Genomic DNA, 25,064 nt, shown 5'->3' on the forward strand with positions numbered 1-25,064 from the left:
TTCCGCTTACCTCAAGCCCCCTTGCTCTGGTAAAATGCGCCGCCTCAAACGTCGGCAGGCAACACCGTGGCATTTACCTGGGTTGATTGGGCGATCATCGCGATCATCGCCATTTCCTCACTGATCAGTCTCAAGCGCGGCTTCGTCAAGGAAGCCTTGTCCCTGCTCATCTGGATTGTCGCCGGCGCGGTGGCCTGGATGTTCGGCGGCTCGCTTGCGCAGTATCTTGAAAGCTATATCCAGATGCCGTCCGCACGGGTCATTGCCGGCTGCGCCATTCTTTTCGTCGCCACGCTGCTGGTCGGGGCGATGCTCAATTTCCTCATCGGCGAGCTGATCCGCGTGACCGGGTTGTCCGGCACCGATCGCTTCCTCGGCATGGCCTTCGGCGCCGCGCGCGGGGGCCTGCTGGTGGTGGTGGCGGTCGGGCTGTTGAGCCTGGGGCCGGTGCAACAGGATCCGTGGTGGCAGGAATCGCGCCTGATACCACAATTTCTATTGGTAGCCGATTGGTCGAAGAACCTCATACTCGGGTTCAGCGGCCAGTGGATGTCCAGTGGGGTCAGCGCACCCGTTGACCTTCCGTTCAAGGAGCAGTTGCTCGGGCCGACCAAGCCCTGAGCGCGCTTCACTCAAGTTTCATCAAAGTAGGGGTTGCGTCGCATGTGTGGCATCGTCGGTATCGTCGGTAAGTCGAACGTCAATCAGGCGCTGTATGACGCGCTAACCGTGCTTCAGCACCGCGGCCAGGACGCTGCCGGTATCGTGACCAGCCACGACGGCCGGTTGTTCCTGCGCAAGGATAACGGCCTGGTGCGCGACGTCTTCCAGCAGCGCCACATGCAGCGCCTGGTGGGCAGCATCGGTATCGGCCATGTGCGCTACCCGACCGCCGGCAGCTCCACCTCGGCCGAGGCCCAGCCGTTCTACGTCAACTCGCCGTACGGCATTACCCTGGCGCACAACGGCAACCTGACCAACGTCGAACAGTTGGCCAAGGAGATCTACGAGTCCGACCTGCGCCACGTCAACACCAACTCCGACTCCGAAGTGCTGCTGAACGTGTTCGCCCACGAGCTGGCCGTGCGCGGCAAGCTGCAGCCGACCGAGGAAGACGTGTTCGCCGCCGTTTCCCACGTGCACAGCCGCTGCGTCGGTGGCTACGCGGTGGTGGCGATGATCACCGGCTACGGCATCGTCGGCTTCCGTGACCCCAACGGCATCCGCCCGGTGGTGTTCGGCCAGCGCCACACCGACGAAGGCGTCGAGTACATGATCGCCTCGGAAAGCGTGGCCCTGGACGTGCTCGGCTTCACCCTGATACGCGACCTGGCGCCGGGCGAGGCGGTGTACATCACCGAAGGCGGCCAGATGTTCACCAAGCAGTGTGCCGAAAACCCGAAACTCCAGCCGTGCATCTTCGAGCACGTCTACCTGGCTCGTCCGGATTCGATCATCGACGGTGTCTCGGTGTACAAGGCGCGCCTGCGCATGGGCGAGAAGCTGGCCGAGAAGATCCAGCGCGAGCGCCCGGACCACGACATCGACGTGGTCATCCCGATCCCCGACACCAGCCGCACCGCAGCGCTGGAACTGGCCAACCACCTGGGCGTCAAGTTCCGCGAAGGCTTCGTCAAGAACCGCTACATCGGCCGTACCTTCATCATGCCCGGCCAGGCCGCGCGCAAGAAATCGGTGCGCCAGAAGCTCAACGCCATCGAGCTGGAATTCCGCGGCAAGAACGTGATGCTGGTGGACGACTCGATCGTGCGCGGCACCACCTGCAAGCAGATCATCCAGATGGCCCGCGAAGCCGGCGCCAAGAACGTCTACTTCTGCTCCGCAGCCCCTGCGGTACGCTACCCCAACGTCTACGGCATCGACATGCCGAGCGCTCACGAACTGATCGCCCACAACCGTACCACCGAACAGGTGGCCGAGTTGATCGGCGCCGACTGGCTGATCTATCAGGACCTGCCGGACCTGATCGAATCGGTCGGTGGCGGCAAGATCAAGATCGAGCATTTCGATTGCGCGGTGTTCAACGGTGAGTATGTCACCGGCGATATCGACGAAGCCTACCTCGACCGCATCGAGCAGGCCCGTAATGACCTGGCCAAGGTGAAGACCCAGGCTGTCAGCGCGATCATCGACCTGTACAACAACTGATTTGGGAGCGACGGCATGACCGAACAATGGGATGCCGGTCGACTGGACAGTGACCTCGAGGGTGTCGGTTTCGACACCCTGGCGGTGCGCGCCGGTCAGAACCGTACACCGGAGGCCGAGCACAGTGAAGCGCTGTTCCTGACCTCCAGCTATGTCTTCCGCACGGCCGCCGACGCTGCCGCGCGCTTTGCCGGCGAAACGCCGGGCAACGTCTATTCGCGCTACACCAACCCGACCGTGCGTGCCTTCGAGGAGCGCCTGGCGGCCATGGAAGGCGCCGAGCAGGCCGTGGCCACCTCCACCGGCATGGCGGCGATCCTCGCCGTGGTCATGTCGCTGTGCAGTGCCGGCGACCATGTGCTGGTGTCGCAGAGCGTGTTCGGCTCGACCATCAGCCTGTTCGAGAAGTACTTCAAGCGTTTCGGCGTGCAGGTGGACTACGTGCCGCTGGTCGACCTGAACGGCTGGGAAAAGGCCATCAAGGCCAACACCAAGCTGCTGGTCGTCGAGTCGCCGTCCAACCCGCTGGCCGAGCTGGTCGATATCAGCGCCCTGGCCGAAATCGCCCACGCCCGTGGCGCGCTGCTGGTGGTGGACAACTGCTTCAGCACCCCGGCCTTGCAGCAACCGCTCAAGCTCGGTGCCGATATCGTGTTCCACTCGGCGACCAAGTTCATCGACGGCCAGGGCCGTTGCATGGGCGGCGTGGTGGCCGGTCGCAGCGAGCAGATGAAGGAAGTCGTGGGCTTCCTGCGCACCGCCGGCCCGACCCTCAGCCCGTTCAACGCCTGGGTCTTCACCAAGGGCCTGGAGACCCTCAAGCTGCGCATGCGCGCCCACTGCGAGAGCGCCCAGGCGCTGGCCGAGTGGCTCGAGCAGCAGGACGGCATCGAGAAGGTCCACTACGCCGGCCTGCCGAGCCATCCGCAGCATGAACTGGCCAAGCGCCAGATGAGCGGCTTCGGCGCGGTGGTCAGTTTCGAGGTGAAGGGCGGCAAGGAAGGCGCCTGGCGCTTCATCGACGCCACCCGAGTGATCTCGATCACCACCAACCTCGGTGACAGCAAGACCACCATCGCCCACCCGGCCACCACCTCCCACGGCCGTCTGACGCCGCAGGAACGTGAAGCGGCGGGTATCCGCGACAGCCTGGTGCGCGTGGCGGTCGGGCTGGAAGATGTGGCTGACCTGCAAGCCGATCTGGCCCGCGGCCTGGCGGCGCTGTGATCGACTGGAAGGGTGGCGAGCCCGGCCATAATGGTCGGGTGGCCCTGGTGACCGGTGCCGCCCGCGGCATCGGCCTGGGCATCGCCGCCTGGTTGATCTGCGAAGGCTGGCAGGTGGTGCTCAGCGACCTGGACCGCCCGCGTGGCGCCAAGGTCGCCAAGGCTCTGGGTGACAATGCCTGGTTCATCACCATGGATGTGGCCGACGAGGCCCAGGTCAGTGCCGGAGTGTCCGAGGTGCTCGGGCAGTTTGGCCGGCTGGACGCGCTGGTGTGCAACGCGGCGATCGCCAACCCGCACAACCAGACCTTGGAGAGCCTGTCCCTGGCCCAATGGAACCGGGTGCTGGCGGTCAACCTCAATGGCCCGATGCTGCTGGCCAAGCATTGCGCACCTTACCTGCGCGCCCATGGTGGGGCGATCGTCAACCTGGCTTCCACCCGTGCCCGGCAATCCGAGCCGGACACCGAGGCCTATGCCGCCAGCAAAGGCGGGCTGGTCGCCTTGACCCATGCCTTGGCCATGAGCCTGGCGCCGGAGATCCGCGTGAATGCCGTGAGCCCGGGCTGGATCGATGCCCGTGATCCCTCGCAGCGACGTGCCGAGCCTCTGAGCGAGGCTGACCATGCCCAGCATCCGGCTGGCCGGGTAGGGACGGTGGAGGACGTCGCGGCGCTGGTGGCGTGGCTGCTTTCGCGCCAGGCGGGGTTCGTCACCGGCCAGGAGTTCGTGGTCGATGGCGGGATGACCCGCAAGATGATCTACGCCTGAGCGGCAAGCTATAAGCCTCAAGCTGCAAGAGGGGACCGTGAGGTCCCCTTTGTCTTTATCTGGGTCGAATACAGTAGTGAGGGCAGCTTCAAGCTTGCAGCTGCTTTTTTGCCCTTTTTGAAAAAAACTTCAATGGGGGTATTGACTTAGCATCGGTACCTGCGTAAATTTCGCGGCCTCAGCGAAGCAAACGCAACAAGCAACATCGCGGGGGTGATTAGCTCAGCCGGGAGAGCATCTGCCTTACAAGCAGAGGGTCGGCGGTTCGATCCCGTCATCACCCACCACTTCCTGAGAACGTTTCTGGTCCAAGGTGCTTTGCAAGAAGCGCTCTGGCAGAGAGAAACAGGACGCAAGTCCAGCACTGCGCGGCGGTAGTTCAGTCGGTTAGAATACCGGCCTGTCACGCCGGGGGTCGCGGGTTCGAGTCCCGTCCGCCGCGCCATTTTATTCCAGATGGGTGCTTGCACCGGTCTGAGGCCGAAAGGCCAGATCCCAGTTTCAATCAGGCGCAAGCCTGAACGATACGCAGCGGTAGTTCAGTCGGTTAGAATACCGGCCTGTCACGCCGGGGGTCGCGGGTTCGAGTCCCGTCCGCTGCGCCATCTTTCGCCAAGAGCCCCATGAACGCTCGAGGCAAGCAGAAAAGGCGATTATAAGTCGCCTTTTTTGTTCCTGGCTTTCGCGCTGTAGCGCTTGAAAGCTCAGATCCCAGTTTCAATCGGGTGCAAGCCCGAACGATACGCAGCGGTAGTTCAGTCGGTTAGAATACCGGCCTGTCACGCCGGGGGTCGCGGGTTCGAGTCCCGTCCGCTGCGCCATCTTCGCCTCGAGGCCCTTTGAACACCTCGAAGCAACGGAAAAGCGACCTTAGGGTCGCTTTTTTCGTTTCAGCAACTTGCCCGACCATGGGCAAGAATTTCCAACAAAGCTGACAGACTCTTCACCGATCAAAGGTTTCAGCCGCTGATCGATGTGATGCACAATACGCCCCATTCGTTTCTTCCCGGAATTGGCAATGTCTAGATCAACCGTCTATGGCGCGCTCGGGCTGGCCCTCGTGCTGGCGGGCGTGTCCGGCTGTTCCTCGAAAAAGGCCGCCGTCTACGAGCATGAGAACTTCGATGACTCGGGCACCTTTTCCCGCACCTTCGCCACCAGCGAGGCGGGCTCCTGCGAGGCGGCGCGTCGTGCGCTGCTCAGCCAGGGCTACATCATCACCAGCAGCGATGCCAACCAGGTGGCCGGCAACAAGAGCTTCCAGCAGAACGCCGAGAACCACCTGCAGATCAGCTTCAACATCACCTGCGTTTCGGACATGAGCGACAAACATCGCTCGACCATGTTCGCCAACGCCCTGCAGGACCGCTATGCCCTGAAAAAGTCCAACACTTCCGCCAGCCTCGGCGTGGGCGTGCTGGGCTCGGTGTCGATGCCGATCGGCTCAACCGACGACTCCATGGTCAAGGTAGCCAGCGAGACGGTCACCGCTGCGCAGTTCTACGATCGTTACTTCGCCCTGGTGGAGAGCTACCTGCCGAAACCGAAGAAGCCGGAGAAGTCCGAGCCTGCCGCCGAGCCGAAGGTGGAAAAACCTGCCGCTGACCTGGGCCTGCCGGAGCCTGCGCCCGCAGCCCTCGCGCCCGTACCGCAGTCGGCCACGCCGGTAGCCGAAAGCGTGGCAGAGACACCGGCCCCGGTTACGACACCGGTTGCTGCCGCAGCGTCTGCACCGGTTGCCGCCCCAGCGCCTCCCGTGCCGTCCAGCGAGGCCCCGGCCGCGCCGGTGGTGGATGACAGCAAGGGTTCGCAACCCATCGCGCCGCCTGTCGAGCCAGCGCCGATCCAGATCCAGCAGGAAGCCCCGGCGGCCGAGCAGGCGCCGGCACCACTCTGACTCGTCGATAACTTCCTGGGTGCCTGCTACGTTTATCGTTCATAGGGCTGTAATCATTCTGTCATTACGCTGGCTTAGGTTGGCGCAATGACAGAAGAACGACGAATGAGGGGCGTGAAGATGGACGATTACCAGGAAGAACTGCTTGAGTTCCAGGCCTATGAGCTGGACCTGCCGGAGCCGGCCGACGACGCCACCGAGCTCTAGCCGACTTGCCGCTGATGGCGGCGAAATTCCCCCGGGGTCAGCCCCGTCCAGCGCTTGAACGCGCGCTGGAACGCCTCTGCCGAGGCGAATCCCAACAGATAGGCGATCTCGCCGAAGGCCAGTTCCGTATCGCGGATATAGGTCTCGGCCAGGTCGCGCCGTGTGTCGTTGAGCAGGTTGCGAAAGCGCGTGCCTTCCTCGGCCAGCTTGCGGCGCAACGTCCAGGTCGGCAGTTGCAGGTGCCGCGCCACTTCCTCCAGGTCCGGTTCGTGCCCGCCATTGAGCAGTGGGCCCAGCAGATGGGTGATGCGCTCGCCCAGGCTGCGCACACGGGTGCGCTGGGCCAGTTCCGCTTCGCATAGCTGCAGCAGGTGCTGCCAGGTACTGGGGCAGTGCTGCGGGTTGGGTAGGTCCAGGGTGGCCCGGCTCAGGCGCAGTTGGTTGGCCGTGCCACCGAAATGCACGGTGCCCGTACACAGGCCTTGGTACTGCGCGGCGTAGGCGGGAGTGTCGAATTCGATTTCAAGACGTTCGGCATGCACCGGCCTGGCGGTGAGGGCGCCGAGCTGCGCCAGCCAGCCCGCGAGCATCGAGTCGACCACGAAGTGGTTGTAGCTGTTGTAGGGGCTGATGGAATAGAACCTCAGCCAAGCGCCCTGGGTGTCTTCGTGGAAACTCGACCGGCCCCGGTAGTTGGCGGCATACAACGGTTCGAAGCGCAGCAGGGTGCGGGCGGCTTCGCCGAGGGTGGGTGCCTGCGCGGCAGTCACCCCGGCCAGCCCGGCCTGGGCCAGGCGGCTCAGGCGCCCCATGTGCAGGCCCAGGGCAGGTTCGGCGGACAAGGCGATCGCCGCATGGCCCAGGTGCATGTAGCGCGGAATCGACAGGCGCGCGCCTGGCTCGGCCAGGCGCCTGGCGTCGAGGCCGTAGCGCAGCAGCAGCGGCTGCGGATCGTGGCCGAGCATGCTCAGTGCTTCGGCCAGAGGCTGGACGAAACCTACCGACAGATCACCCAGGCGCACGCGGGGGCGGGGCATGGTGTCACAGCCACAGGTTGAGCAGGCGCGCACCGTGGCTGTCGTTGCCGACCCACAGTGTGCCGCTTTGGCTGGCAAAGCCCTGGCCGTCGCTGCCCAGCTCCCAGAACTGGCCACGCATGAACACGCTTATGCTCGGGGTGCTGTCATTGGCGGCCAATGGTAGTTGCTGCCAGGCACGCTGCTCGCTGACCTCGCCGCGTTGCAGTGGCAGGTCGGCGGCCTGTGCCTGATGGCGGTTGCCGCGCCAGGGCGCCTGCCAGCTCTGTTTGCCGCTGAGGAACACCGGGTTGGCAATCAGCTGCACCGACTGCGCGGCCAGTTGTCGGTGGTTGGCCGGGTACCAGCTGTCGCTGCCGATCAGCACGCCCAGGCGCCCGGCGGGGGTCTCCAGCACTTGCAGGGGGTGTTGCTGGCCGCCCTGGATGTAGCGCCGGCTTTCGCTGTCGGGGTACTGCTGGTGCTGAGGCTGGCCGAGCACCGAGCCGTCGCTGGCGAACACCAGGCTGCTGTTGTAAAGCGGGCCGTTGCCGGTGCGCAGCACGCCGTTCTCGACGTAGGGTGCGGGCAGGACGATGGAGCCCGCCACCAGGGTGACGCCGAACTCGCGGGCCAGGTTGCCGAACAGCTGCTGGTAGTCGGCGGCCATCTGCGCGGCCTTCATGCGCAGGTGGGCGTCCGAGCGGCGGTCGTCGCCGCTGGCGGCGAGCATCGCCAGGCCGTAGCGCAGCGGGTTGCTCAACTCCAGCCACTGCCAGGCCTCGCTGCGCTGGGTCACCTGGTACAGCTCGCGCTTTTCGCCACGGGCCCACAGCCAGGTGCCGATATGCTCGGGCAGTACCACCACGGTGCGCGAGTTGACCAGCCCCTGGGCACGGGCCTGCTCCAGGTAGGCCGAGAGCTTGCGGTGCAGGCGCGTCAAGTTCTGGTAGTCGCCCGGATACAACAGCGGCTCGACCCCCAGCAGGTTGCCGTGCTCGCCTGGCACGCCCTGGTTGAGGGCCAGCTCGATGCGCAGGTCGGACAGGTAATGGCCTTCCGGACGCTGCAGGGTCCAGAAGCCGTAGCCACAGAGGGCGGCGAGGGTGACCAGCGCCAAGGCGCCGGCTAGCAGTTTGCGCATGGAACGGTCCAGCGTTGTGCGGTAGAGGTGCCTTAGGGTAGACCTGCTGTGCAGCAGGATCAATAAGTTGTCAGTTTCGATCATTGAGCGAGTTCAAACGCCTGTTTAATGTCGGCCTCAGACAACCGACGGGCCCCGCGAGCTTGTGTAGACAGCGGTAGAGGCGCCCGCATTCCGTGATCATGCCAACTGTGGAGTCCATCCATGGCTACCGACCGTTACCCGCACCTGCTGGCCCCCCTCGACCTGGGCTTCACCACCTTGCGCAACCGCACCCTGATGGGTTCGATGCACACAGGCCTCGAAGAGCGCCCCGGCGGCTTCGAACGCATGGCCGCGTACTTCGCCGAGCGTGCCCGTGGAGGCGTCGGCCTGATGGTCACCGGTGGCATCGCGCCCAACGATGAAGGCGGCGTGTACTCCGGCGCGGCCAAGCTCAGCACCGAGGAAGAGGCCGCCAAGCACCGGGTCGTCACCGAGGCGGTGCATGCCGCCGGTGGCAAGATCTGCCTGCAGATCCTCCACGCCGGGCGCTATGCCTACAGCCCGAAGCAAGTGGCGCCCAGCGCCATCCAGGCACCGATCAACCCGTTCAAGCCCAAGGAGCTGGACGAGGAAGGCATCGAGAAGCAGATCCGCGATTTCGTCACCTGCGCAAGCCTGGCCCAGCGCGCCGGCTACGACGGCGTCGAGATCATGGGTTCGGAAGGCTACTTCATCAACCAGTTCCTCGCCGCCCACACCAACCACCGCAACGACCGCTGGGGTGGTAGCTATGAGAACCGCATGCGCCTGGCCGTGGAAATCGTGCAGCGGGTGCGCGAGGCGGTGGGGCCGAACTTCATCATCATCTTCCGCCTGTCGATGCTCGACCTGGTCGAGGGCGGCAGCACCTGGGACGAGATCGAGCTGCTGGCCAAGGCCATCGAGCAGGCCGGCGCCACGCTGATCAACACTGGCATCGGCTGGCACGAGGCGCGCATCCCGACCATCGCCACCAAGGTGCCGCGCGCGGCGTTCAGCAAGGTCACCGCCAAGCTGCGTGGTGTGGTGAAGATCCCGTTGATCACCACCAACCGCATCAATACCCCGGAAGTGGCCGAGGCGGTGCTGGCCGAGGGTGATGCCGACATGGTCTCCATGGCCCGGCCGTTCCTGGCCGACCCCGATTTCGTCAACAAGGCCGCCGAAGGCCGTGGCGACGAGATCAACACCTGCATCGGCTGCAACCAGGCGTGCCTGGACCACACTTTCGGCGGCAAGCTGACCAGCTGCCTGGTCAACCCGCGTGCCTGCCATGAGACGGAGCTCAACTACCTGCCTGTGCAGGCGGTCAAGCGCATCGCCGTGGTCGGCGCCGGACCGGCGGGCCTGGCGGCCGCCACCGTGGCTGCCGAGCGCGGCCATGCAGTGACGCTGTTCGATGCTGCCGGCGAGATCGGCGGGCAGTTCAATGTGGCCAAGCGGGTGCCGGGCAAGGAGGAGTTCTACGAGACCCTGCGCTACTTCCGTAACAAGGTGAAGTCCACGGGGGTCGAACTGCGCCTGAATACCCGTGTCGACGTAGCTGCACTGGTGGCCGGCGAATACGACGAAGTCATCCTGGCCACCGGTATCGCACCGCGCACGCCGGCCATTCCCGGCATCGACAATGCCAAGGTGCTGAACTACCTGGACGTACTGCTCGAGCGCAAGCCGGTGGGCGAGCGGGTGGCGGTGATCGGTGCTGGTGGTATCGGTTTCGATGTGTCCGAGTACCTGGTGCACAAGGGCGTGGCCACCAGCCAGGACCGTGAGGCGTTCTGGAAGGAGTGGGGCATCGATACGCAGTTGGAAGCCCGTGGTGGTGTGGCCGGGGTGAAGGCAGAGCCTCATGCGCCGGCGCGCCAGGTGTACCTGTTGCAACGCAAGAAGACCAAGGTTGGCGACGGCCTGGGCAAGACCACCGGCTGGATTCATCGCACAGGGCTGAAGAACAAGCAGGTGCAGATGCTCAACAGCGTCGAGTACCTCGGCGTGGACGATGCCGGCCTGCATGTGCGCATCGGCGAGGGCGAGCCGCAGGTGCTGGCGGTGGACAACATCGTTGTCTGCGCGGGGCAGGAGCCGCTGCGCGAGTTGCATGATGGCCTTGTGGCGGCCGGGCAATCGGTGCACTTGATTGGTGGCGCTGATGTGGCGGCTGAGCTTGATGCCAAGCGGGCGATTAACCAAGGGTCGAGATTGGCGGCCGAGTTGTAATTGTGTGAACTGGTGATGAGCCAACTTTCACAGGTGAGGTGGTAATACACTTTTCCTTTGGGAGTTGGTTTGTCAGCGAGTAGTTGTAACTAGAAACGCTGCGTCTTCATATGCTCCATGCATCTTGCTCTTGCTCTTGCTCTTGCTCTTGCTCTGCTTTTGCTTCTAAGTGCGCGATAGTTCAGGCGACACAAATTGCGACTTCAGGAGGCCGAACGGAGGTCCTCCTGAAGTCGCGAAGTTACGGGCGGCGCCTGGGATGACGCAGCTGTCGCTAGTGGAATTTGGGATAAACTCTCGATCGGCAACGGCAACGGCAACGGCAACGGCAACGGCAACGGCAACGAGCAACACGCCCACATCTGGGCAATCAGATAAACTGCCTTCATGTCTGATTTTTCTCTCCCCCAAGCCCCCCTGCAACGCCTCGACCTATCTTGGTTACGCCACGCGGGAATCGAAGCCGCGGTCCTGCGCCTGGACCTGATCGACCCGCTGATCAGCGGCAATAAATGGTTCAAGCTGCGTCATCACCTGCTCCAGGCCCGCAAGGCCGATGCACCGGGCCTGATCAGCCTGGGTGGCAACCATTCCAACCATCTCCACGCCCTGGCCGCCGCCGGCAAGCGCTTCGGCTTTGCTACCGCCGGGCTATTGCGTGGCCACCCCCAGGAAACACCGACGGTACAGGACCTGCGAGCCCTGGGCATGGAACTGCACTGGCTCGGTTTCGGCGGCTACCGCGCCCGCCATGAAACCGGCTTCTGGGAGCCCTGGCAGGCCCGCTACCCGGGGTGGCACTGCATCCCTGAAGGCGGTGGCGGACAAGCTGGCGCGCAGGGCTGCGGGTTGATCGTCGCGCAATGCCGAGCGCAATTGGCAACGCTCGGCTGGACGGACTACGACGCCTGGTGGCTGGCGGCAGGCACCGGCACGACCCTGGCGGGGCTGGTACTGGAGGAGGCAGGCAGGCATGTGGTCCATGGCGCCCTAGCCGTCCCCCTCGACCACGGTGTACCGGAAACCGTCGCGGCGCTGGCGGGTGCGCACGGCTATCAGCTACACGACGCCAGCCGTGGCGGCTTTGCCCGTATCGATGACGCACTGCTGGCGTTTATCGCCGACACCGAACGGCAAACCGGCATGCCGCTGGAGGCGCTCTATACCGGCAAGGCCCTGCTGGCCCTGCGCGACCAGGTCGAGGCCGGGTGTTTTGCCCCCGGCACCCGCCTGGTATTCCTGCACACCGGAGGCCTGCAGGGACGACGCGGTTACTTGTAGGGCAGCATGCGCAGCAGCGTGTTGTCGCGCCGCACATAGTGGTGATAGAGCCCGGCCAGTGCGTGCAGGCCGATCAGCCAGTACCCCCAGCTGCCAATGCGTTCATGCCAGCCCTTGATGAACTTGCTCAGGTCCGGGTCGGGGGCGACGATCGCCGGCAGCTCCAGGCCATAGAACGGGATCGGCTTGTCGGCGGCACTGAGTATTGCCCAACCGGCCAGCGGCAGGCCGATCATCATCAGGTACAGCAGCAGGTGTACCAGGTGCGACAGACCCGTCTGCCAGGCCGGTGGCCTGGGCACGATCGGCGGAGTGGGGCGCGACAGGCGCATGGCCAGGCGCAGCCAGACCAGCACGAACACCGTCAGCCCGAGCATGAAGTGCAGGTCTTTCATCAGGTCACGTTCGGCGCTGCCCTTGGGGAACAGGCCGCGCAGTTCGATGCAGGCGTAGACGGCGGCCAGCAGCACCAGCATCAGCCAGTGCAGGGCAATCGACAGCCGCGCGTAATGGGTCGCGGGAGTGGATGAAACCATGGTGGGTCCTCGTCATCAGGTCGGAAAGGGCGCTCTTGCCGGCGCCTGGCTGTCATCGTACGGGGGCGGTGTAAAAATTGTGTTGATATGGGCAGGCAAGAATGTTTCGTGCAGGTTGGTCTGCTCCGTCACCCCTGCGGAAGATGTGGCCACCTGTCTGCCACCAGAAACACCCGCTCGGCTTCCTGCCAGGCGCCGTCTTCATCCTCTTCAAGCCTGACCAGCAACTGCGCCGGGGCCACCTCATCCAGTGCTTGCAACCAGCGGTCGAACTGCTCGGCTGCCCAGCAACTGCCTGCTTCGACCCGCGCCGGCGCCAGCCACCCATGTCGGGGCAGCGGCTGCCAACGTCCGGGAGGGCAGTGCGCGAGGTAGTCCGCCCAGTCCCGACGATGCAGCCAGTGCCCGCGCAAATGTGCCGGATGGGCGCCGGCAGGCGCTTCGGCATGTCCGGGCCAGGGGTAGAACAGATAGCCGCCGAGCCACAGCTGGGCCTCGACTTCGGCGATTCCCAGCCCGGCCAGCGCGGTGCGACTATGAGGCTGGCCGGAGATGGTCAACTGATGCCCGGTCAGGTGCGCCAGCTTGGTCCCGAGGCGGTCATGGCAGCCGGGGCCTAGCCAGTTTGCCGGGTCCTGCCCGTCGTCGGCAGGCGGTCCCAGGTAGAGCTTGATGGCCAGCTCCAGATGATGATCGCCCTCGCGGTCGCGGAGCAGAATGTCCAGCTCGCCCAAAGTATGCCCGCCGTCACGGATCGCCAGGTTGGCCGCCAGCAGTTCGATGCCCGGTGCCTGGTGCAGGGCGAACTGCCACAGGCTTTCGTAGTAGAGCCCCAGCCGTCGGCTGTTCAGGCGTGCCAGCCAGGCCAGCAGCGACCCGGGGGCCTGGTCGAGGCTGACGAGCCAGCTGCCCAGGGCCTGCGGATCGTCAGCCCAGGCGCTGCCCTTGAGCGGGTGGCGCTGGGCGCAGGCGGCGTCCTCCAGCAGCGGCGGTGACAGCAGCGCCCAGGCCAGGTCGCGCACCGCAGGGTGACGCAGTTGGCGGGGCAGGGGTTCGAGGTCGGCGAAGGGCGTCATCCTGCGAGCATAGCCGGTTTGCCGCTGGCCGGTCCTTTCGCCCATAATCCCGGCATTGTCACCCCGCCGCAGAGCCTTGCAGGAGCACCATGGAGCAATTTCGCAATATCGGTATCATCGGACGCCTTGGCAGCTCCCAGGTGCTCGACACTATTCGCCGACTGAAAAAATTCCTCCTCGAGCGCCACCTGCACGTGATCCTCGAGGACACCATCGCCGAAGTCCTGCCGGGCCACGGCCTGCAGACCTCGACGCGCAAACTGCTGGGCGAGGTCTGCGACCTGGTCATCGTGGTTGGTGGTGACGGCAGCCTGCTTGGCGCTGCCCGCGCCCTGGCCCGCCACAACATCCCGGTGCTGGGGATCAACCGCGGCAACCTGGGTTTCCTCACCGATATCCGCCCTGACGAGCTGGAGGAGAAGGTCGCCGAGGTGCTCGACGGCCATTACCTGGTGGAGAACCGCTTCCTGCTGCAGGCCGAGGTGCGCCGTCACAACGAGGCCATAGGCCAGGGCGATGCGCTCAACGACGTGGTGCTGCACCCGGGCAAGTCGACGCGGATGATCGAGTTCGAGATCTACATCGACGGCCAGTTCGTCTGCAGCCAGAAGGCCGACGGCCTGATCGTCGCCACTCCGACCGGCTCCACCGCCTACGCGCTGTCCGCCGGCGGCCCGATCATGCACCCCAAGCTGGACGCCATCGTCATCGTGCCGATGTACCCGCATACCTTGTCCGGCCGGCCGATCGTGGTCGACGGCAACAGCGAGCTGAAGATCGTCGTGTCCAAGGACCTGCAGATTTACCCGCAGGTCTCCTGCGACGGCCAGAACCACTTCACCTGTGCCCCCGGCGACACCATCACGGTGAGCAAGAAACCGCAGAAACTGCGCCTGATCCATCCGCTGGATCATAACTACTACGAGGTCTGCCGCACCAAGCTCGGCTGGGGCAGCCGCCTGGGCGGCAGGGACGACTGATGCTCGATCCGGCGCGCAGTTTCGACATCATCGGTGACGTGCACGGTTGCGCGCTCACCCTCGAACGCTTGCTCGACGCCCTCGGCTACAAGCGCATCGGCGGGGTGTGGCGGCACCCGCGGCGCCAGGCGTTGTTCCTGGGCGACATCGTCGACCGCGGCCCGCGCATCCGCGAGGCGCTGCACATCGTTCATGACATGGTCGAGGCCGGCCAGGCGTTCTGCATCATGGGCAACCATGAGTACAACGCCCTGGGCTGGGTCACCCCGGCGTTGCCGGGCAGTGGCAAGGCCCATGTGCGCGAGCACACCCCACGCCATGCCCGGCTGATCGACGAGACCCTCACCCAGTTCGCCCAGCACCCCGGCGACTGGCACGATTTCATCCAGTGGTTCTACCAACTGCCGCTGTTCATCGACGCCGGGCGCTTCCGCCTGGTGCATGCCTGCTGGGACCCACGGCTGATCGAGCCGTTGCGCCTGCAGTACCCCACGGGCTGCATCGACGAGCACTTCGTGCAGGCCTCGGCAGTGTCCGGCAGCTTCGCCTCGACAGTGTGCAACCGCCTGCTGCGCGGCACCGACATGCGCCTGCCGGACGGCCTGACCCTGACCGGCGGCGACGGTCTGACCCGCGCCTTCTTCCGCACCAAGTTCTGGGAAGAGGACCCGCAGACCTACGGCGACATCGTCTTCCAGCCTGACGCACTGCCCGACGAAGTGGCCCGCACGCCGCTCAGCCACAGCCAGAAGAACGCCCTGCTGCGCTATGCCGAGGACGAACCGCTGCTGTTCGTCGGCCATTACTGGCGCAGTGGCCGACCGGCGCCGATCCGTGACAACCTGGCCTGCCTGGACTACAGCGCCGTGCTCTACGGCAAGCTCGCGGCCTACCGTCTGGACGACGAGACCCGCATCGATCCGCACAAGTTCGTCTGGGTCGATGTCGACCGCCCGCAGGCCAGCCAATGAATGTGATCGAAGTGCTGCGCCTGCCGCTGGCGGTCGATCTCAGCGGTTTCGTCGCCCTGCTGCGCCGTCTGCAGGTGCCGCACCGGGTAGTGGAGGAGGGCGACGAACAGGTGCTCTGGGCGCCGCCGGCCATGGCCCAGGACGTACTGGAACTCTATCGGCGCTTCCCTGAGGGCAATGCCGACCTAGAAGCGATGCCCGAACCTGTGGACGCTGGCATGCCGACCGCTCCGGCGGCGCCTTCGCTGAAGGAGCAGGCCATGGCCTGCAAGGTCACCGCCGCGGTACTGATCCTGAGCCTGGTGGTCGCCGGGGTGACCGGCCTGGGTGACAACCTCTCGACCATCGGCTGGTTCACCTTCCTGTCGTTCAAGGTGCAGGGCGACTACCTGTACTTCACCCCCTTGCTCCAGGGCCTCGCCGAAGGCCAGTGGTGGCGACTGGTGTCGCCGATGCTGCTGCACTTCGGCGTGCTGCACCTGGCCATGAACGGCCTGTGGTATTGGGAGCTGGGCAAGCGCATTGAGCTGCGCCAGGGCCCGTGGATGTTGCTGGGGCTGACGCTGCTGTTCAGCCTGGTATCCAACCTGGCCCAGCATTTCACTAGCGGGCCGAGCCTGTTCGGCGGGCTGTCCGGCGTGCTCTACGGCTTGCTCGGGCATGTCTGGTTGTACCAGTGGCTGGCGCCGAACCCGCAGTTCAACCTGCCCAAGGGCGTGCTGGTGATGATGCTGATCTGGCTGGTGATCTGCCTGAGCGGCGTGGTCGGCCAGCTCGGCTTCGGCCAGATCGCCAACGCCGCCCATGTCGGCGGGTTGCTCATCGGATGCCTGACGGGGCTCTTGGGTGGCGCGCTGGCGAGGCGTAAACTGACGGCCTGACTGAGGAGACAGCATGTCCACATTCGCGCAAATGATCGAAAACATCACCCCCGAGATCTACGAGAGCCTGAAGACGGCCGTTGAAATCGGCAAATGGTCTGATGGCCGCAAACTGACCGCCGAACAGAAAGAGCTGTCGCTGCAGGCGGTGATCGCCTGGGAGATGAAGAACCTCCCCGAAGAGCAACGCACTGGCTACATGGGCCCGCAGGAATGCGCCTCGAAGTCGGCGCCGATCGCCAACATCCTGTTCAAGTCGGACTCGGTACATTGATCGAACTCGCTCGTGGCTCTCTGAGCAAGATGGCGGTGCGCCTGGACGCACCGGTCGTTCAATACAGTTTCCGCCTGGATGACACCGAGGTGCCGGTCAATCCGCTGATCGGCCAGTCGATCCGCCTCGAGTACCTCGGCGCGATTCACTGCAGCCACTGCGGCAAACGCACCAAGACCAGCTTCAGCCAGGGCTACTGCTACCCGTGCATGACCAAGCTGGCCCAGTGCGACGTGTGCATCATGGCCCCCGAACGCTGCCACTACGACGCCGGCACCTGCCGCGAGCCGTCATGGGGCGAGCAGTTCTGCATGACCGACCACGTGGTGTACCTGGCCAACTCGTCGGGCATCAAGGTCGGCATCACCCGCGCCACCCAGCTGCCCACCCGCTGGCTCGACCAGGGCGCCAGCCAGGCGCTGCCGATCATGCGCGTGGCCACCCGCCAGCAATCCGGGCTGGTCGAAGACGTGCTGCGCAGCCAGGTACCGGACCGCACCAACTGGCGCGCGCTGCTCAAGGGCGACGCCGAGGTGCTCGACCTGCCGGCCATCCGCGAACAGATCTTCGACGCCTGCGCCGACGGCATCCGCGCCTTGCAGGAGCGCTTCGGCCTGCAGGCCATCCAGCCGCTGCCCGACGCTGAGGTGGTGCAGATGCGCTACCCGGTCGAGGCCTACCCGAAAAAGATCGTCAGCTTCAACCTCGACAAGGATCCCGTCGTGGAAGGCACGCTGCTGGGCATCAAGGGCCAGTACCTGATCTTCGACACCGGCGTGATCAACATTCGCAAGTACACGGCCTACCAGCTGGCCGTGCTCCAGTAAAAGGATCGTCACCATGCGTACCGAACAACCGCAAGTGATCTACCTCAAGGACTATCAGGCCCCCGAGTACCTGATCGACGAGACCCACCTGACCTTCGAACTGTTCGAGGACCACAGCCTGGTCCATGCGCAGCTGGTCATGCGCCGCAACCCCGAGCGCGGCGCCGGCCTGCCGCCGCTGGTGCTCGATGGCCAGCACCTGGAGCTGCTGAGCGTGCAGCTGGACGACCAGGCGCTTGCTGCCGGCGACTACCAGCTCGATGACGACAGCCTCACCGTGCATCCCAAGGCCGAACGCTTCACCCTGGATACCAGCGTCAAGATCCACCCGGAAAGCAACACCGCGCTGGAAGGCCTGTACAAGTCCGGCAAGATGTTCTGCACCCAGTGCGAGGCCGAGGGCTTCCGCAAGATCACCTACTACCTCGACCGCCCGGACGTGATGAGCACCTTCACCACCACGGTGATCGCCGAGCAGCACCGCTATCCGGTGCTGCTGTCCAACGGCAACCCCACGGGCAGTGGCCCGGCGGATGACGGCCGCCACTGGGCGACCTGGGAAGACCCGTTCAAGAAGCCGGCCTACCTGTTTGCCCTGGTAGCCGGTGACTTGTGGTGCATCGAGAGCGAGTTCACCCGCCAGTCCGGCCGCGACGTGACCCTGCGTATCTATGTCGAGGAAGAAAACCTCGACAAGTGCGACCACGCCATGGTCAGCCTGAAGAAGTCCATGCGCTGGGACGAGGAAGTCTACGGTCGTGAATATGACCTGGACATCTTCATGATCGTCGCGGTCAACGACTTCAACATGGGCGCCATGGAAAACAAGGGCCTGAACATCTTCAACTCCAGCTGTGTGCTGGCCCGCGCCGAGACCGCCACCGACGCCGCCCACCAGCGGGTCGAGGGTGTGGTGGCCCACGAGTACTTCCACAACTGGTCGGGCAACCGCGTGACGTGCCGCGACTGGTTCCAGCTGTCGCTCAAGGAAGGCTTCACGGTGTACCGCGACGCCGAGTTCAGCGCCGACATGAACTCGCGCACGGTCAAGCGCATCGAGGATGTCGCCTACCTGCGCACCCATCAGTTCGCCGAAGACGCCGGCCCCATGGCCCACCCGATCCGCCCGGACAGCTTCATCGAGATCTCCAACTTCTACACCCTGACGGTGTACGAGAAGGGCGCCGAGGTGGTCGGCATGGTCCACACCCTGCTGGGGGCCGAGGGCTTCCGCAAGGGTAGCGACCTGTACTTCGAGCGCCATGATGGCCAGGCGGTTACCACCGACGATTTCATCAAGGCCATGGAAGACGCCAACGGCGTCGACCTGACCCAGTTCAAGCGCTGGTACACCCAGGCCGGCACCCCGCGCCTGGAGGTCAGCGAGGCCTATGACGCTGCCGCGCAGCGCTACAGCCTGACCTTCCGCCAGAGCTGCCCGCCCACACCGGGGCAGGTCGAGAAACTGCCGTTCGTGATCCCGGTGGCGCTGGGCCTGCTGGATGCCCAAGGCAACGACCTGCCGTTGCGCCTGGCCGGCGAAAGCGCCGCCGCTGGCACCAGCCGCGTGCTGTCGGTGACCGAAGCCGAGCAGACCTTCACCTTCGAAGGTATTGCCAGCCAGCCGCTGCCGTCGCTGCTGCGCGGCTTCAGCGCACCGGTCAAGCTGAGCTTCCCCTACGACCGCGACCAGCTGATGTTCCTCATGCAACACGACAGCGACGGCTTCAACCGCTGGGAAGCGGGGCAGCAGTTGGCCGTGCAGGTGCTCCAGGAGCTGATCGGCCAGCACCAGCGTGGCGAAGCACTGTCCCTCGACCAGCGCCTGATCACCGCACTGGGCGCTGTGGTTGGCAATGAGTCGCTGGACCCGGCCATGGTCGCCGAGATGCTCTCGCTGCCGGGCGAGGCCTACCTCACCGAGATCAGCCAGGTGGCCGACGTGGATGCCATCCACGCCGCCCGCGAGTTCGCCCGCCGGCAGATCGCCGAGCAGCTGTTCAATGCGCTGTGGGCGCGTTACCAGGCCAACCGCGAGGTCTCGCGCAAGACCGCCTACGTGGCCTCGGCCGAGCACTTCGCCCGCCGTAGCCTGCAGAACATCGCCCTGTCGTACCTGATGCTCAGCGGCAAGCCGCAGGTGCTCGAGGCGACCCTGGAGCAGTACGAGCACTGCGACAACATGACCGAGCGTCTCACCGCCCTGGCGGTGCTGGTCAACTCGCCGTTCGAGGCCGAGCGCGCCAAGGCCCTGGATGCCTTCGCCGAGCACTTCAAGGACAACCCGCTGGTCATGGACCAGTGGTTCAGCGTGCAGGCGGCCAGCACCCTGCCGGGCGGCTTGGCGCGGGTCAAGGCATTGATGCAGCACCCGGCCTTCACCCTGAAGAACCCGAACAAGGTGCGTGCGCTGATCGGTGGTTTTGCCGGGCAGAACCTGGTCAACTTCCATGCCGCTGACGGTTCGGGGTATCGCTTCCTGGCGGACCTGGTGATCGAGCTCAATGCGCTGAACCCGCAGATCGCCTCGCGTCAACTCGCCCCGCTGACCCGCTGGCGCAAGTATGACGACCAGCGTCAGGCGCTGATGAAGGGCGAGCTGGAGCGAATTCTCGCTTCCGGTGCGCTGTCCAGCGATGTGTACGAGGTGGTGAGCAAGAGCCTGGCGTAAGCCATTGGAAAGTTGGGCCATTCCCACAGGTATCGCGCAGGCTTGAGCCTCACGCGGTCCCTGTGGGCTCGCTGCAACGCCGCGATGTTTTTCACAAGGACGCTGGCCACTCACGTTTTTGCGTGACCCTGCGTACACGTTGAAAACACTTGGCAGCCGCACGCCAGTTCTGCTGGCTCGAAGATCAGCGGTTGCCCCTCGAACAGCACGCTCCGGTCGCCGCCGCTGACCAGCGGATAAATCCCCGCATGCAGCGGGCACTGCGCCCTGTCGCCCATTACGCACTGCGCTTGACCGTCGATCATCACGCCATTGGCTTCTATCATCGCTCCCCCGCCCGAATGCGTGTCACCCAGGCGAATGGCTCCATGCCCGGGCATGTTCAGTACTCCGTCCAAGTCTTCACCACCGCTTCATACAAACCCTCCGGTACTGCCTCGGGGTTGAGCTTGCAGGCGGCTTGGAGAAAGTTATCCAGCAGTTCGTCGCGCTCGAGCCGGGTATTGGGTGGGAGCGTTAGCGCGGCATAAGGGGTTGTCATCAAGGGGTGGTTGATGAAGGGGGTCGTTAACCCCAGCGTGCGGCGCAGGTTGATGATGGCAAGGATTTCGGCGGGGTACACCGCTTCGAAAGTGGAGCCGAATTCAAACTTTCCCGAGTCGACCTCCCGTGGCCATGAAGTCGAAGTCGGTTTCACCGGCCTGCACACAGAACTCACGCACCTGATGTTCGCGGCTGGCGTGTACATCGAAGTAAAGGATGCCTTGGCGCTTGAGCATCAGTTCGAGGATCTGCGGCACGGTTTTGTGCTGGAAGATGCGCCAGTTCGAGCGCAGCCTGGCGCGGGCCAGCTGCGGCTCCACCAGGGCGCTGTAACGTGTTCGACGAAAACCGCTGTCGCCTTGGGTGAGGGTGCTGATAAGACCGTGCACACGGCGCACCGCGTGATCACCATCCCACAGCGTGAACAGTGCTGGCTTATCCAGCAGCTTGCCGAAGTCGACATCGTCGGCGTCGCTGGCAAGTTCCAGTTCGAGGGTGAACGGTGCGCTGAGCGCCTCCGTAAGTTTGAACGTCACCACATCGAATTCGGCGTCGCTGCTCAGCGGCTCGAAGCTGTAGCGCAGATTTGCTTGGTGATGCATTGACCGCTCCTTGTCCAGATTACAGCGAGCGCGAGACCACGCATGGGCGCTCGTTTAAACATCGGAGAAGGACGGTAAATACGAATAGATAGGAAGTATTGCCGGGAAAATCCGATGTGGCCGTAGGAAACTTCCTTGGATGAGGGCGGGTATCGGGCTGACTCGCTGAATGTGCTGGCGGTTAACAAAACATAACGTCCCGCTCGTTGTTTTCTGTCGGACAAGCCCGATACGATGGCCAGAAGCTATTCCAGGCCTCTGGACCAGGGGTTTCGGCAGTGCCTGGCAATAGATTGACCCACCACAAGAACACAACAGGGGGCAGTCATGAGAGAGCGGATTACGCCACGCCGCAGGCTGGCGGCAGGTGCGATGCTGGCACTGGTGCTGGGCATCGGCGCCGGCAATGCCGAGGCGGCGGTGGCCGCCGAGGAATACTCGGTGGAGTCGGCCAAGGCCAGCCAGAGCCTGTTGATCGGCGCCACCCACGCCGGCCAGCGCCTGGTGGTGGTCGGCGATCGCGGCCATATCCTGTTCTCCGACGACCAGGGCAAGACCTGGACCCAAGCCCGGGTGCCCACCCGGCAACTGCTTACCGCAGTGTTCTTCCTCGACGACAAGCGCGGCTGGGCGGTCGGCCATGATGCCCAGATCCTCGCCAGCAACGACGGCGGCGCGACCTGGAGCAAGCAGTTCGAAGACCTGTCCCGCGAAGCACCCTTGCTCGACGTGCGTTTCGTCGATGCTCAACATGGCTTTGCCGTCGGCGCCTATGGCGCGCTGCTGGAGACCACCGATGGCGGCCAGCACTGGCAGGACGTCGCCGAGCGCCTGGACAACCCCGATCAGCTCCACCTCAACGCCATCACCCAGGTGAAGGACGCCGGCCTGTTCATCGTCGGCGAGCAGGGCAGCATGTTCCGCTCCAGCGATGCCGGTCAGAGCTGGACGACGGTGCAAGGCCCCTACGAGGGCTCACTGTTCGGTGTAATCGGCACCGCTCAGCCCAACACCCTGTTGGCCTACGGCCTGCGCGGCAACCTGTTCCGCTCCACCGATTTCGGCGACAGCTGGCAGCCGATTGAGCTCAAGGCCGAACGCGGCCCGCTCGAATTCGGCCTGGCAAGCGCTACGCTTCTCGAGGACGGCAGCCTGGTGCTGGTCGGCAATGGCGGCAGCGTGCTGCGCAGCCATGACGACGGCCAGACCTTCAGCGTGCGCAACCGCGCCGACCGTATCGCCCTGTCGGGTGTCAGCGGCCTGGGCGGTGGCGGCCTGTTGCTGGTCGGGCAAGGGGGCGTGCACCTGGCCTCGGCCGACGGTACCCAGGAGGCGCGTCCATGACCAGCCGGGAGAGCTTCGACATGCAGCACAAGGACAAGGCCACCCTGCTGGAACGCCTGATCTTCAATAATCGCCCCGTGGTCATCGGCATCTGCCTGCTGGTGAGCGTGTTCCTGTTCTGGCAGGCCACGCAGATCCGCCCGTCCACCAGCTTCGAGAAGATGATCCCGCTGCAGCATCCGTTCATCGAGCAGATGATGGAGCACCGCAACGACCTGGCCAACCTCGGCAACACCGTGCGCGTCTCGGTGGAGGCGGTCAACGGCGACATCTTCGACAAGGACTACATGGAGACGCTGCGCCAGATCCATGACGAGGTGTTCTACATCCCCGGCGTCGACCGCGCCGGGCTGAAATCGCTGTGGAGCCCGAGCGTGCGCTGGAGCGAGGTCACCGAAGAGGGCTTCTCCGGCGGCGAAGTGATCCCCAATACCTACAATGGCTCCCAGGACAGCCTCGACACCCTGCGCGACAACGTGCTCAAGTCGGGCCAGGTGGGGCGCCTGGTGGCCAACAACTTCAAATCCAGCATCATCGATATCCCGCTGCTGGAGAACCATCCCGACCCGCAGGACCCAGGGCGCCAGGTCAAGCTCGACTACCAGCAGTTCTCCCACCAGCTGGAAGAGAAGATCCGCGACAAGTTCCAGGCGCAGAACCCGAACGTGAAGATTCACATCGTCGGTTTCGCCAAGAAGGTCGGTGACCTGATCGATGGCCTGGTGATGGTGGCGATGTTCTTCGGCGTGGCGCTGGTGATCACCTGGGCGCTGCTGTACTGGTTCACCTGGTGCATCCGCAGCACCATCGCCGTGCTCATCACCACCCTGGTGGCGGTGGTCTGGCAGCTGGGGCTGATGCATGCGGTGGGCTTCGGCCTGGACCCGTACTCGATGCTGGTACCGTTCCTGATCTTCGCCATCGGCATTTCCCACGGGGTGCAGAAGATCAACGGCATCGCCCTGCAATCCAGTGACGCCGACAACGCCCTGACCGCGGCCCGGCGCACCTTCCGCCAGCTATTCCTGCCGGGGATGATCGCCATCCTCGCCGATGCCGTGGGCTTCATCACCCTGCTGATCATCGACATCGGCGTAATCCGCGAGCTGGCCATCGGCGCCTCGATCGGCGTGGCGGTGATCGTGTTCACCAACCTGATCCTGCTGCCGGTGGCGATCAGCTACGTCGGCATCAGCCAGAAGGCCATCGCCCGCAGCAAGAAGGATGCGACCCGCGAGCATCCGTTCTGGCGCCTGCTGTCCAACTTCGCCAGCCCCAAGGTGGCGCCGGTATCGGTGGTGCTGGCGCTGCTGGCCTTCGGTGGCGGCCTCTGGTACAGCCAGAACCTGAAGATCGGCGACCTTGACCAGGGCGCCCCGGAGTTGCGCCCGGACTCGCGCTACAACCAGGACAACAGCTTCATCATCAGCAACTACTCGACCAGTTCCGATGTGCTGGTGATCATGGTCAAGACCCCGGCCGAGAGCTGCTCGATCCACTCGACCATGGCGCCGATCGACGAGCTGATGTGGACCATGGACAACACCCCCGGGGTGCAGTCGACCATCTCCCTGGTGACCGTGTCCAAGCAGGTCATCAAGGGCATGAACGAGGGCAGCCTGAAATGGGAAACCCTGTCGCGCAACCCGGATATCCTCAACAACTCCATCGCCCGTGCCGACGGCCTGTACAACGCCGACTGTTCGCTGGCGCCAGTGCTGGTGTTCCTCAACGACCACAAGGCCGAGACCCTGGAGCGGGTCACCGCCGCGGCCAAGGCTTTCGCCGACAGCCACAGCAAGGAAGGCCTGCAGTTCCTCCTGGCGGCGGGTAATGCCGGCATCGAGGCGGCCACCAACGAAGTGATCAAGTCGGCCGAGCTGACCATCCTGATCCTCGTGTACATCTGCGTGGCGGTGATGTGCATGATCACCTTCCGCTCGTTCGCCGCGACCCTGTGCATTGTCCTGCCGCTGGTGCTGACCTCGGTACTGGGCAACGCGCTGATGGCCTTCATGGGCATTGGCGTGAAGGTCGCCACGCTGCCGGTGGTGGCGCTGGGCGTGGGCATCGGCGTGGACTACGGCATCTACATCTACAGCCGCCTGGAAAGCTTCCTGCGCGCTGGCCTGCCGTTGCAGGAGGCCTATTACGAGACCCTGCGCTCCACCGGCAAGGCGGTGCTGTTCACCGGCCTGTGCCTGGCCATCGGCGTGTGCACCTGGATCTTCTCGGCGATCAAGTTCCAGGCCGACATGGGCCTGATGCTGACCTTCATGCTGCTGTGGAACATGTTCGGCGCCCTGTGGCTGCTGCCGGCGCTGGCGCGGTTCCTGATCAAGCCAGAGAAATTGGCGGGCAAGGAGGGCGGGTCGATCTTCGCCCATTGAGTGACGCCATTATCGCG

General features: G+C 64.6%; 21 protein-coding genes, 4 tRNA genes and 1 pseudogene. 19 read left to right on the forward strand and 7 right to left on the reverse strand.

Translation table 11 applies throughout. The features are described from left to right. The first annotated feature begins 66 nt into the window (after positions 1 to 66). The 9 genes from AAHK21_RS21715 to AAHK21_RS21755 all read left to right on the forward strand — a co-directional run bounded on the left by AAHK21_RS21715 (position 67) and on the right by AAHK21_RS21755 (position 6,063). Positions 67 to 621, forward strand: a complete 555-nt coding sequence (locus AAHK21_RS21715) for a CvpA family protein (RefSeq protein ID WP_038706536.1) — start codon at positions 67 to 69, stop codon at positions 619 to 621. 42 nt (positions 622 to 663) lie between these two features. Continuing rightward, positions 664 to 2,169, forward strand: a complete 1,506-nt coding sequence (purF, locus tag AAHK21_RS21720; RefSeq protein ID WP_023631895.1) for an amidophosphoribosyltransferase — start codon at positions 664 to 666, stop codon at positions 2,167 to 2,169. A 15-nt stretch (positions 2,170 to 2,184) separates the two neighbouring features. After that, positions 2,185 to 3,396 carry an O-succinylhomoserine sulfhydrylase gene (locus AAHK21_RS21725; protein WP_139669656.1) on the forward strand — a complete coding sequence of 404 codons (1,212 nt, stop codon included), beginning with the start codon at positions 2,185 to 2,187 and terminating at the stop codon, positions 3,394 to 3,396. Continuing rightward, positions 3,393 to 4,166, forward strand: coding sequence for an SDR family oxidoreductase (locus AAHK21_RS21730; RefSeq protein ID WP_367858295.1), 774 nt, complete (start codon positions 3,393 to 3,395; stop codon positions 4,164 to 4,166). The genes AAHK21_RS21725 and AAHK21_RS21730 overlap by 4 nt, the downstream gene beginning before the upstream one ends. Positions 4,167 to 4,377: 211 nt before the next feature. Then, positions 4,378 to 4,453: transfer RNA gene (locus tag AAHK21_RS21735), tRNA-Val, on the forward strand. 81 nt (positions 4,454 to 4,534) lie between these two features. Continuing rightward, a tRNA-Asp gene (locus tag AAHK21_RS21740) sits at positions 4,535 to 4,611 on the forward strand. Between the two features lie 83 nt (positions 4,612 to 4,694). Further along, positions 4,695 to 4,771: transfer RNA gene (locus AAHK21_RS21745), tRNA-Asp, on the forward strand. Positions 4,772 to 4,910: 139 nt separating this feature from the next. After that, positions 4,911 to 4,987 (forward strand) — tRNA-Asp (locus AAHK21_RS21750). A gap of 197 nt (positions 4,988 to 5,184) precedes the next feature. Next, complete coding sequence (locus AAHK21_RS21755) at positions 5,185 to 6,063, forward strand: DUF2242 domain-containing protein (RefSeq protein WP_367858296.1); 879 nt, start codon at positions 5,185 to 5,187, stop codon at positions 6,061 to 6,063. Between the two features lie 203 nt (positions 6,064 to 6,266). Here AAHK21_RS21755 and AAHK21_RS21760 read toward each other — a convergent pair whose 3' ends face one another. Next, the gene (locus tag AAHK21_RS21760; RefSeq protein ID WP_367858297.1) at positions 6,267 to 7,307 is read right to left on the reverse strand and encodes an AraC family transcriptional regulator; all 1,041 of its coding nucleotides are present in this window, start codon (positions 7,305 to 7,307) and stop codon (positions 6,267 to 6,269) included. 4 nt (positions 7,308 to 7,311) lie between these two features. Continuing rightward, positions 7,312 to 8,430, reverse strand: coding sequence for a carbon-nitrogen hydrolase family protein (locus AAHK21_RS21765; protein ID WP_046857860.1), 1,119 nt, complete (start codon positions 8,428 to 8,430; stop codon positions 7,312 to 7,314). Between the two features lie 204 nt (positions 8,431 to 8,634). On the opposite strand from AAHK21_RS21765, the gene AAHK21_RS21770 reads away from it, so the two are divergent. Both AAHK21_RS21770 and AAHK21_RS21775 read left to right on the forward strand, forming a co-directional pair. Beyond that, positions 8,635 to 10,671 carry an FAD-dependent oxidoreductase gene (locus AAHK21_RS21770; RefSeq protein WP_367858298.1) on the forward strand — a complete coding sequence of 679 codons (2,037 nt, stop codon included), beginning with the start codon at positions 8,635 to 8,637 and terminating at the stop codon, positions 10,669 to 10,671. Between the two features lie 387 nt (positions 10,672 to 11,058). Beyond that, a complete protein-coding gene (locus tag AAHK21_RS21775; RefSeq protein ID WP_367858299.1) occupies positions 11,059 to 11,952 on the forward strand; it encodes a 1-aminocyclopropane-1-carboxylate deaminase/D-cysteine desulfhydrase in 894 nt (297 codons plus the stop codon). On the opposite strand, the gene AAHK21_RS21780 is transcribed toward AAHK21_RS21775, so the two are convergent. Continuing rightward, positions 11,943 to 12,488, reverse strand: a complete 546-nt coding sequence (locus tag AAHK21_RS21780; protein WP_134693918.1) for a cytochrome b — start codon at positions 12,486 to 12,488, stop codon at positions 11,943 to 11,945. The two genes, AAHK21_RS21775 and AAHK21_RS21780, sit on opposite strands and share 10 nt — an antisense overlap. A 128-nt stretch (positions 12,489 to 12,616) precedes the next feature. Beyond that, positions 12,617 to 13,609, reverse strand: a complete 993-nt coding sequence (locus AAHK21_RS21785; protein WP_367858300.1) for a DUF1853 family protein — start codon at positions 13,607 to 13,609, stop codon at positions 12,617 to 12,619. Positions 13,610 to 13,653: 44 nt separating this feature from the next. On the opposite strand from AAHK21_RS21785, the gene AAHK21_RS21790 reads away from it, so the two are divergent. The 6 genes from AAHK21_RS21790 to pepN are packed head-to-tail and all read left to right on the forward strand — an operon-like array spanning position 13,654 to position 20,168. Continuing rightward, the gene (locus AAHK21_RS21790; RefSeq protein ID WP_011532967.1) at positions 13,654 to 14,544 is read left to right on the forward strand and encodes an NAD(+) kinase; all 891 of its coding nucleotides are present in this window, start codon (positions 13,654 to 13,656) and stop codon (positions 14,542 to 14,544) included. Beyond that, entirely contained in the window at positions 14,544 to 15,515 is a 972-nt protein-coding gene (locus AAHK21_RS21795) for a metallophosphoesterase (protein ID WP_046854725.1), read from the forward strand. The genes AAHK21_RS21790 and AAHK21_RS21795 overlap by 1 nt, the downstream gene beginning before the upstream one ends. Next, the gene (locus AAHK21_RS21800; protein WP_367858301.1) at positions 15,512 to 16,396 is read left to right on the forward strand and encodes a rhomboid family intramembrane serine protease; all 885 of its coding nucleotides are present in this window, start codon (positions 15,512 to 15,514) and stop codon (positions 16,394 to 16,396) included. The genes AAHK21_RS21795 and AAHK21_RS21800 overlap by 4 nt, the downstream gene beginning before the upstream one ends. Positions 16,397 to 16,409: 13 nt before the next feature. After that, positions 16,410 to 16,670 (forward strand): YeaC family protein, encoded by a 261-nt coding sequence (locus AAHK21_RS21805; protein ID WP_011532970.1) that lies wholly within the window; start codon positions 16,410 to 16,412, stop codon positions 16,668 to 16,670. Beyond that, entirely contained in the window at positions 16,667 to 17,497 is an 831-nt protein-coding gene (locus AAHK21_RS21810; protein WP_046854727.1) for a DUF2797 domain-containing protein, read from the forward strand. Before AAHK21_RS21805 ends, AAHK21_RS21810 begins: the two co-directional genes overlap by 4 nt. A gap of 13 nt (positions 17,498 to 17,510) precedes the next feature. Beyond that, positions 17,511 to 20,168 (forward strand): aminopeptidase N, encoded by a 2,658-nt coding sequence (pepN, locus tag AAHK21_RS21815; protein ID WP_367858302.1) that lies wholly within the window; start codon positions 17,511 to 17,513, stop codon positions 20,166 to 20,168. 110 nt (positions 20,169 to 20,278) lie between these two features. On the opposite strand, the gene AAHK21_RS21820 is transcribed toward pepN, so the two are convergent. The 3 genes and pseudogenes from AAHK21_RS21820 to AAHK21_RS21830 all read right to left on the reverse strand — a co-directional run. Next, positions 20,279 to 20,548 carry a PAAR domain-containing protein gene (locus AAHK21_RS21820; protein ID WP_367858303.1) on the reverse strand — a complete coding sequence of 90 codons (270 nt, stop codon included), beginning with the start codon at positions 20,546 to 20,548 and terminating at the stop codon, positions 20,279 to 20,281. A 2-nt stretch (positions 20,549 to 20,550) separates the two neighbouring features. Next, positions 20,551 to 20,865 (reverse strand): hypothetical protein, encoded by a 315-nt coding sequence (locus AAHK21_RS21825; RefSeq protein ID WP_367859044.1) that lies wholly within the window; start codon positions 20,863 to 20,865, stop codon positions 20,551 to 20,553. Next, a pseudogene (locus AAHK21_RS21830) lies at positions 20,840 to 21,313 on the reverse strand (contractile injection system protein, VgrG/Pvc8 family); the annotation flags it as partial. The gene AAHK21_RS21825 and the pseudogene AAHK21_RS21830, both read right to left, overlap by 26 nt. Before the next feature lie 327 nt (positions 21,314 to 21,640). On the opposite strand from AAHK21_RS21830, the gene AAHK21_RS21835 reads away from it, so the two are divergent. Next, complete coding sequence (locus AAHK21_RS21835; protein WP_046854729.1) at positions 21,641 to 22,657, forward strand: YCF48-related protein; 1,017 nt, start codon at positions 21,641 to 21,643, stop codon at positions 22,655 to 22,657. Further along, complete coding sequence (locus AAHK21_RS21840; RefSeq protein ID WP_094012586.1) at positions 22,654 to 25,047, forward strand: RND family transporter; 2,394 nt, start codon at positions 22,654 to 22,656, stop codon at positions 25,045 to 25,047. The genes AAHK21_RS21835 and AAHK21_RS21840 overlap by 4 nt, the downstream gene beginning before the upstream one ends. Positions 25,048 to 25,064 lie beyond the last annotated feature (17 nt).

Origin of the sequence: Pseudomonas sp. TE50-2 (assembly GCF_040813665.1) — a bacterium.
Taxonomy (GTDB): Bacteria; Pseudomonadota; Gammaproteobacteria; order Pseudomonadales; family Pseudomonadaceae; genus Aquipseudomonas; species Aquipseudomonas soli.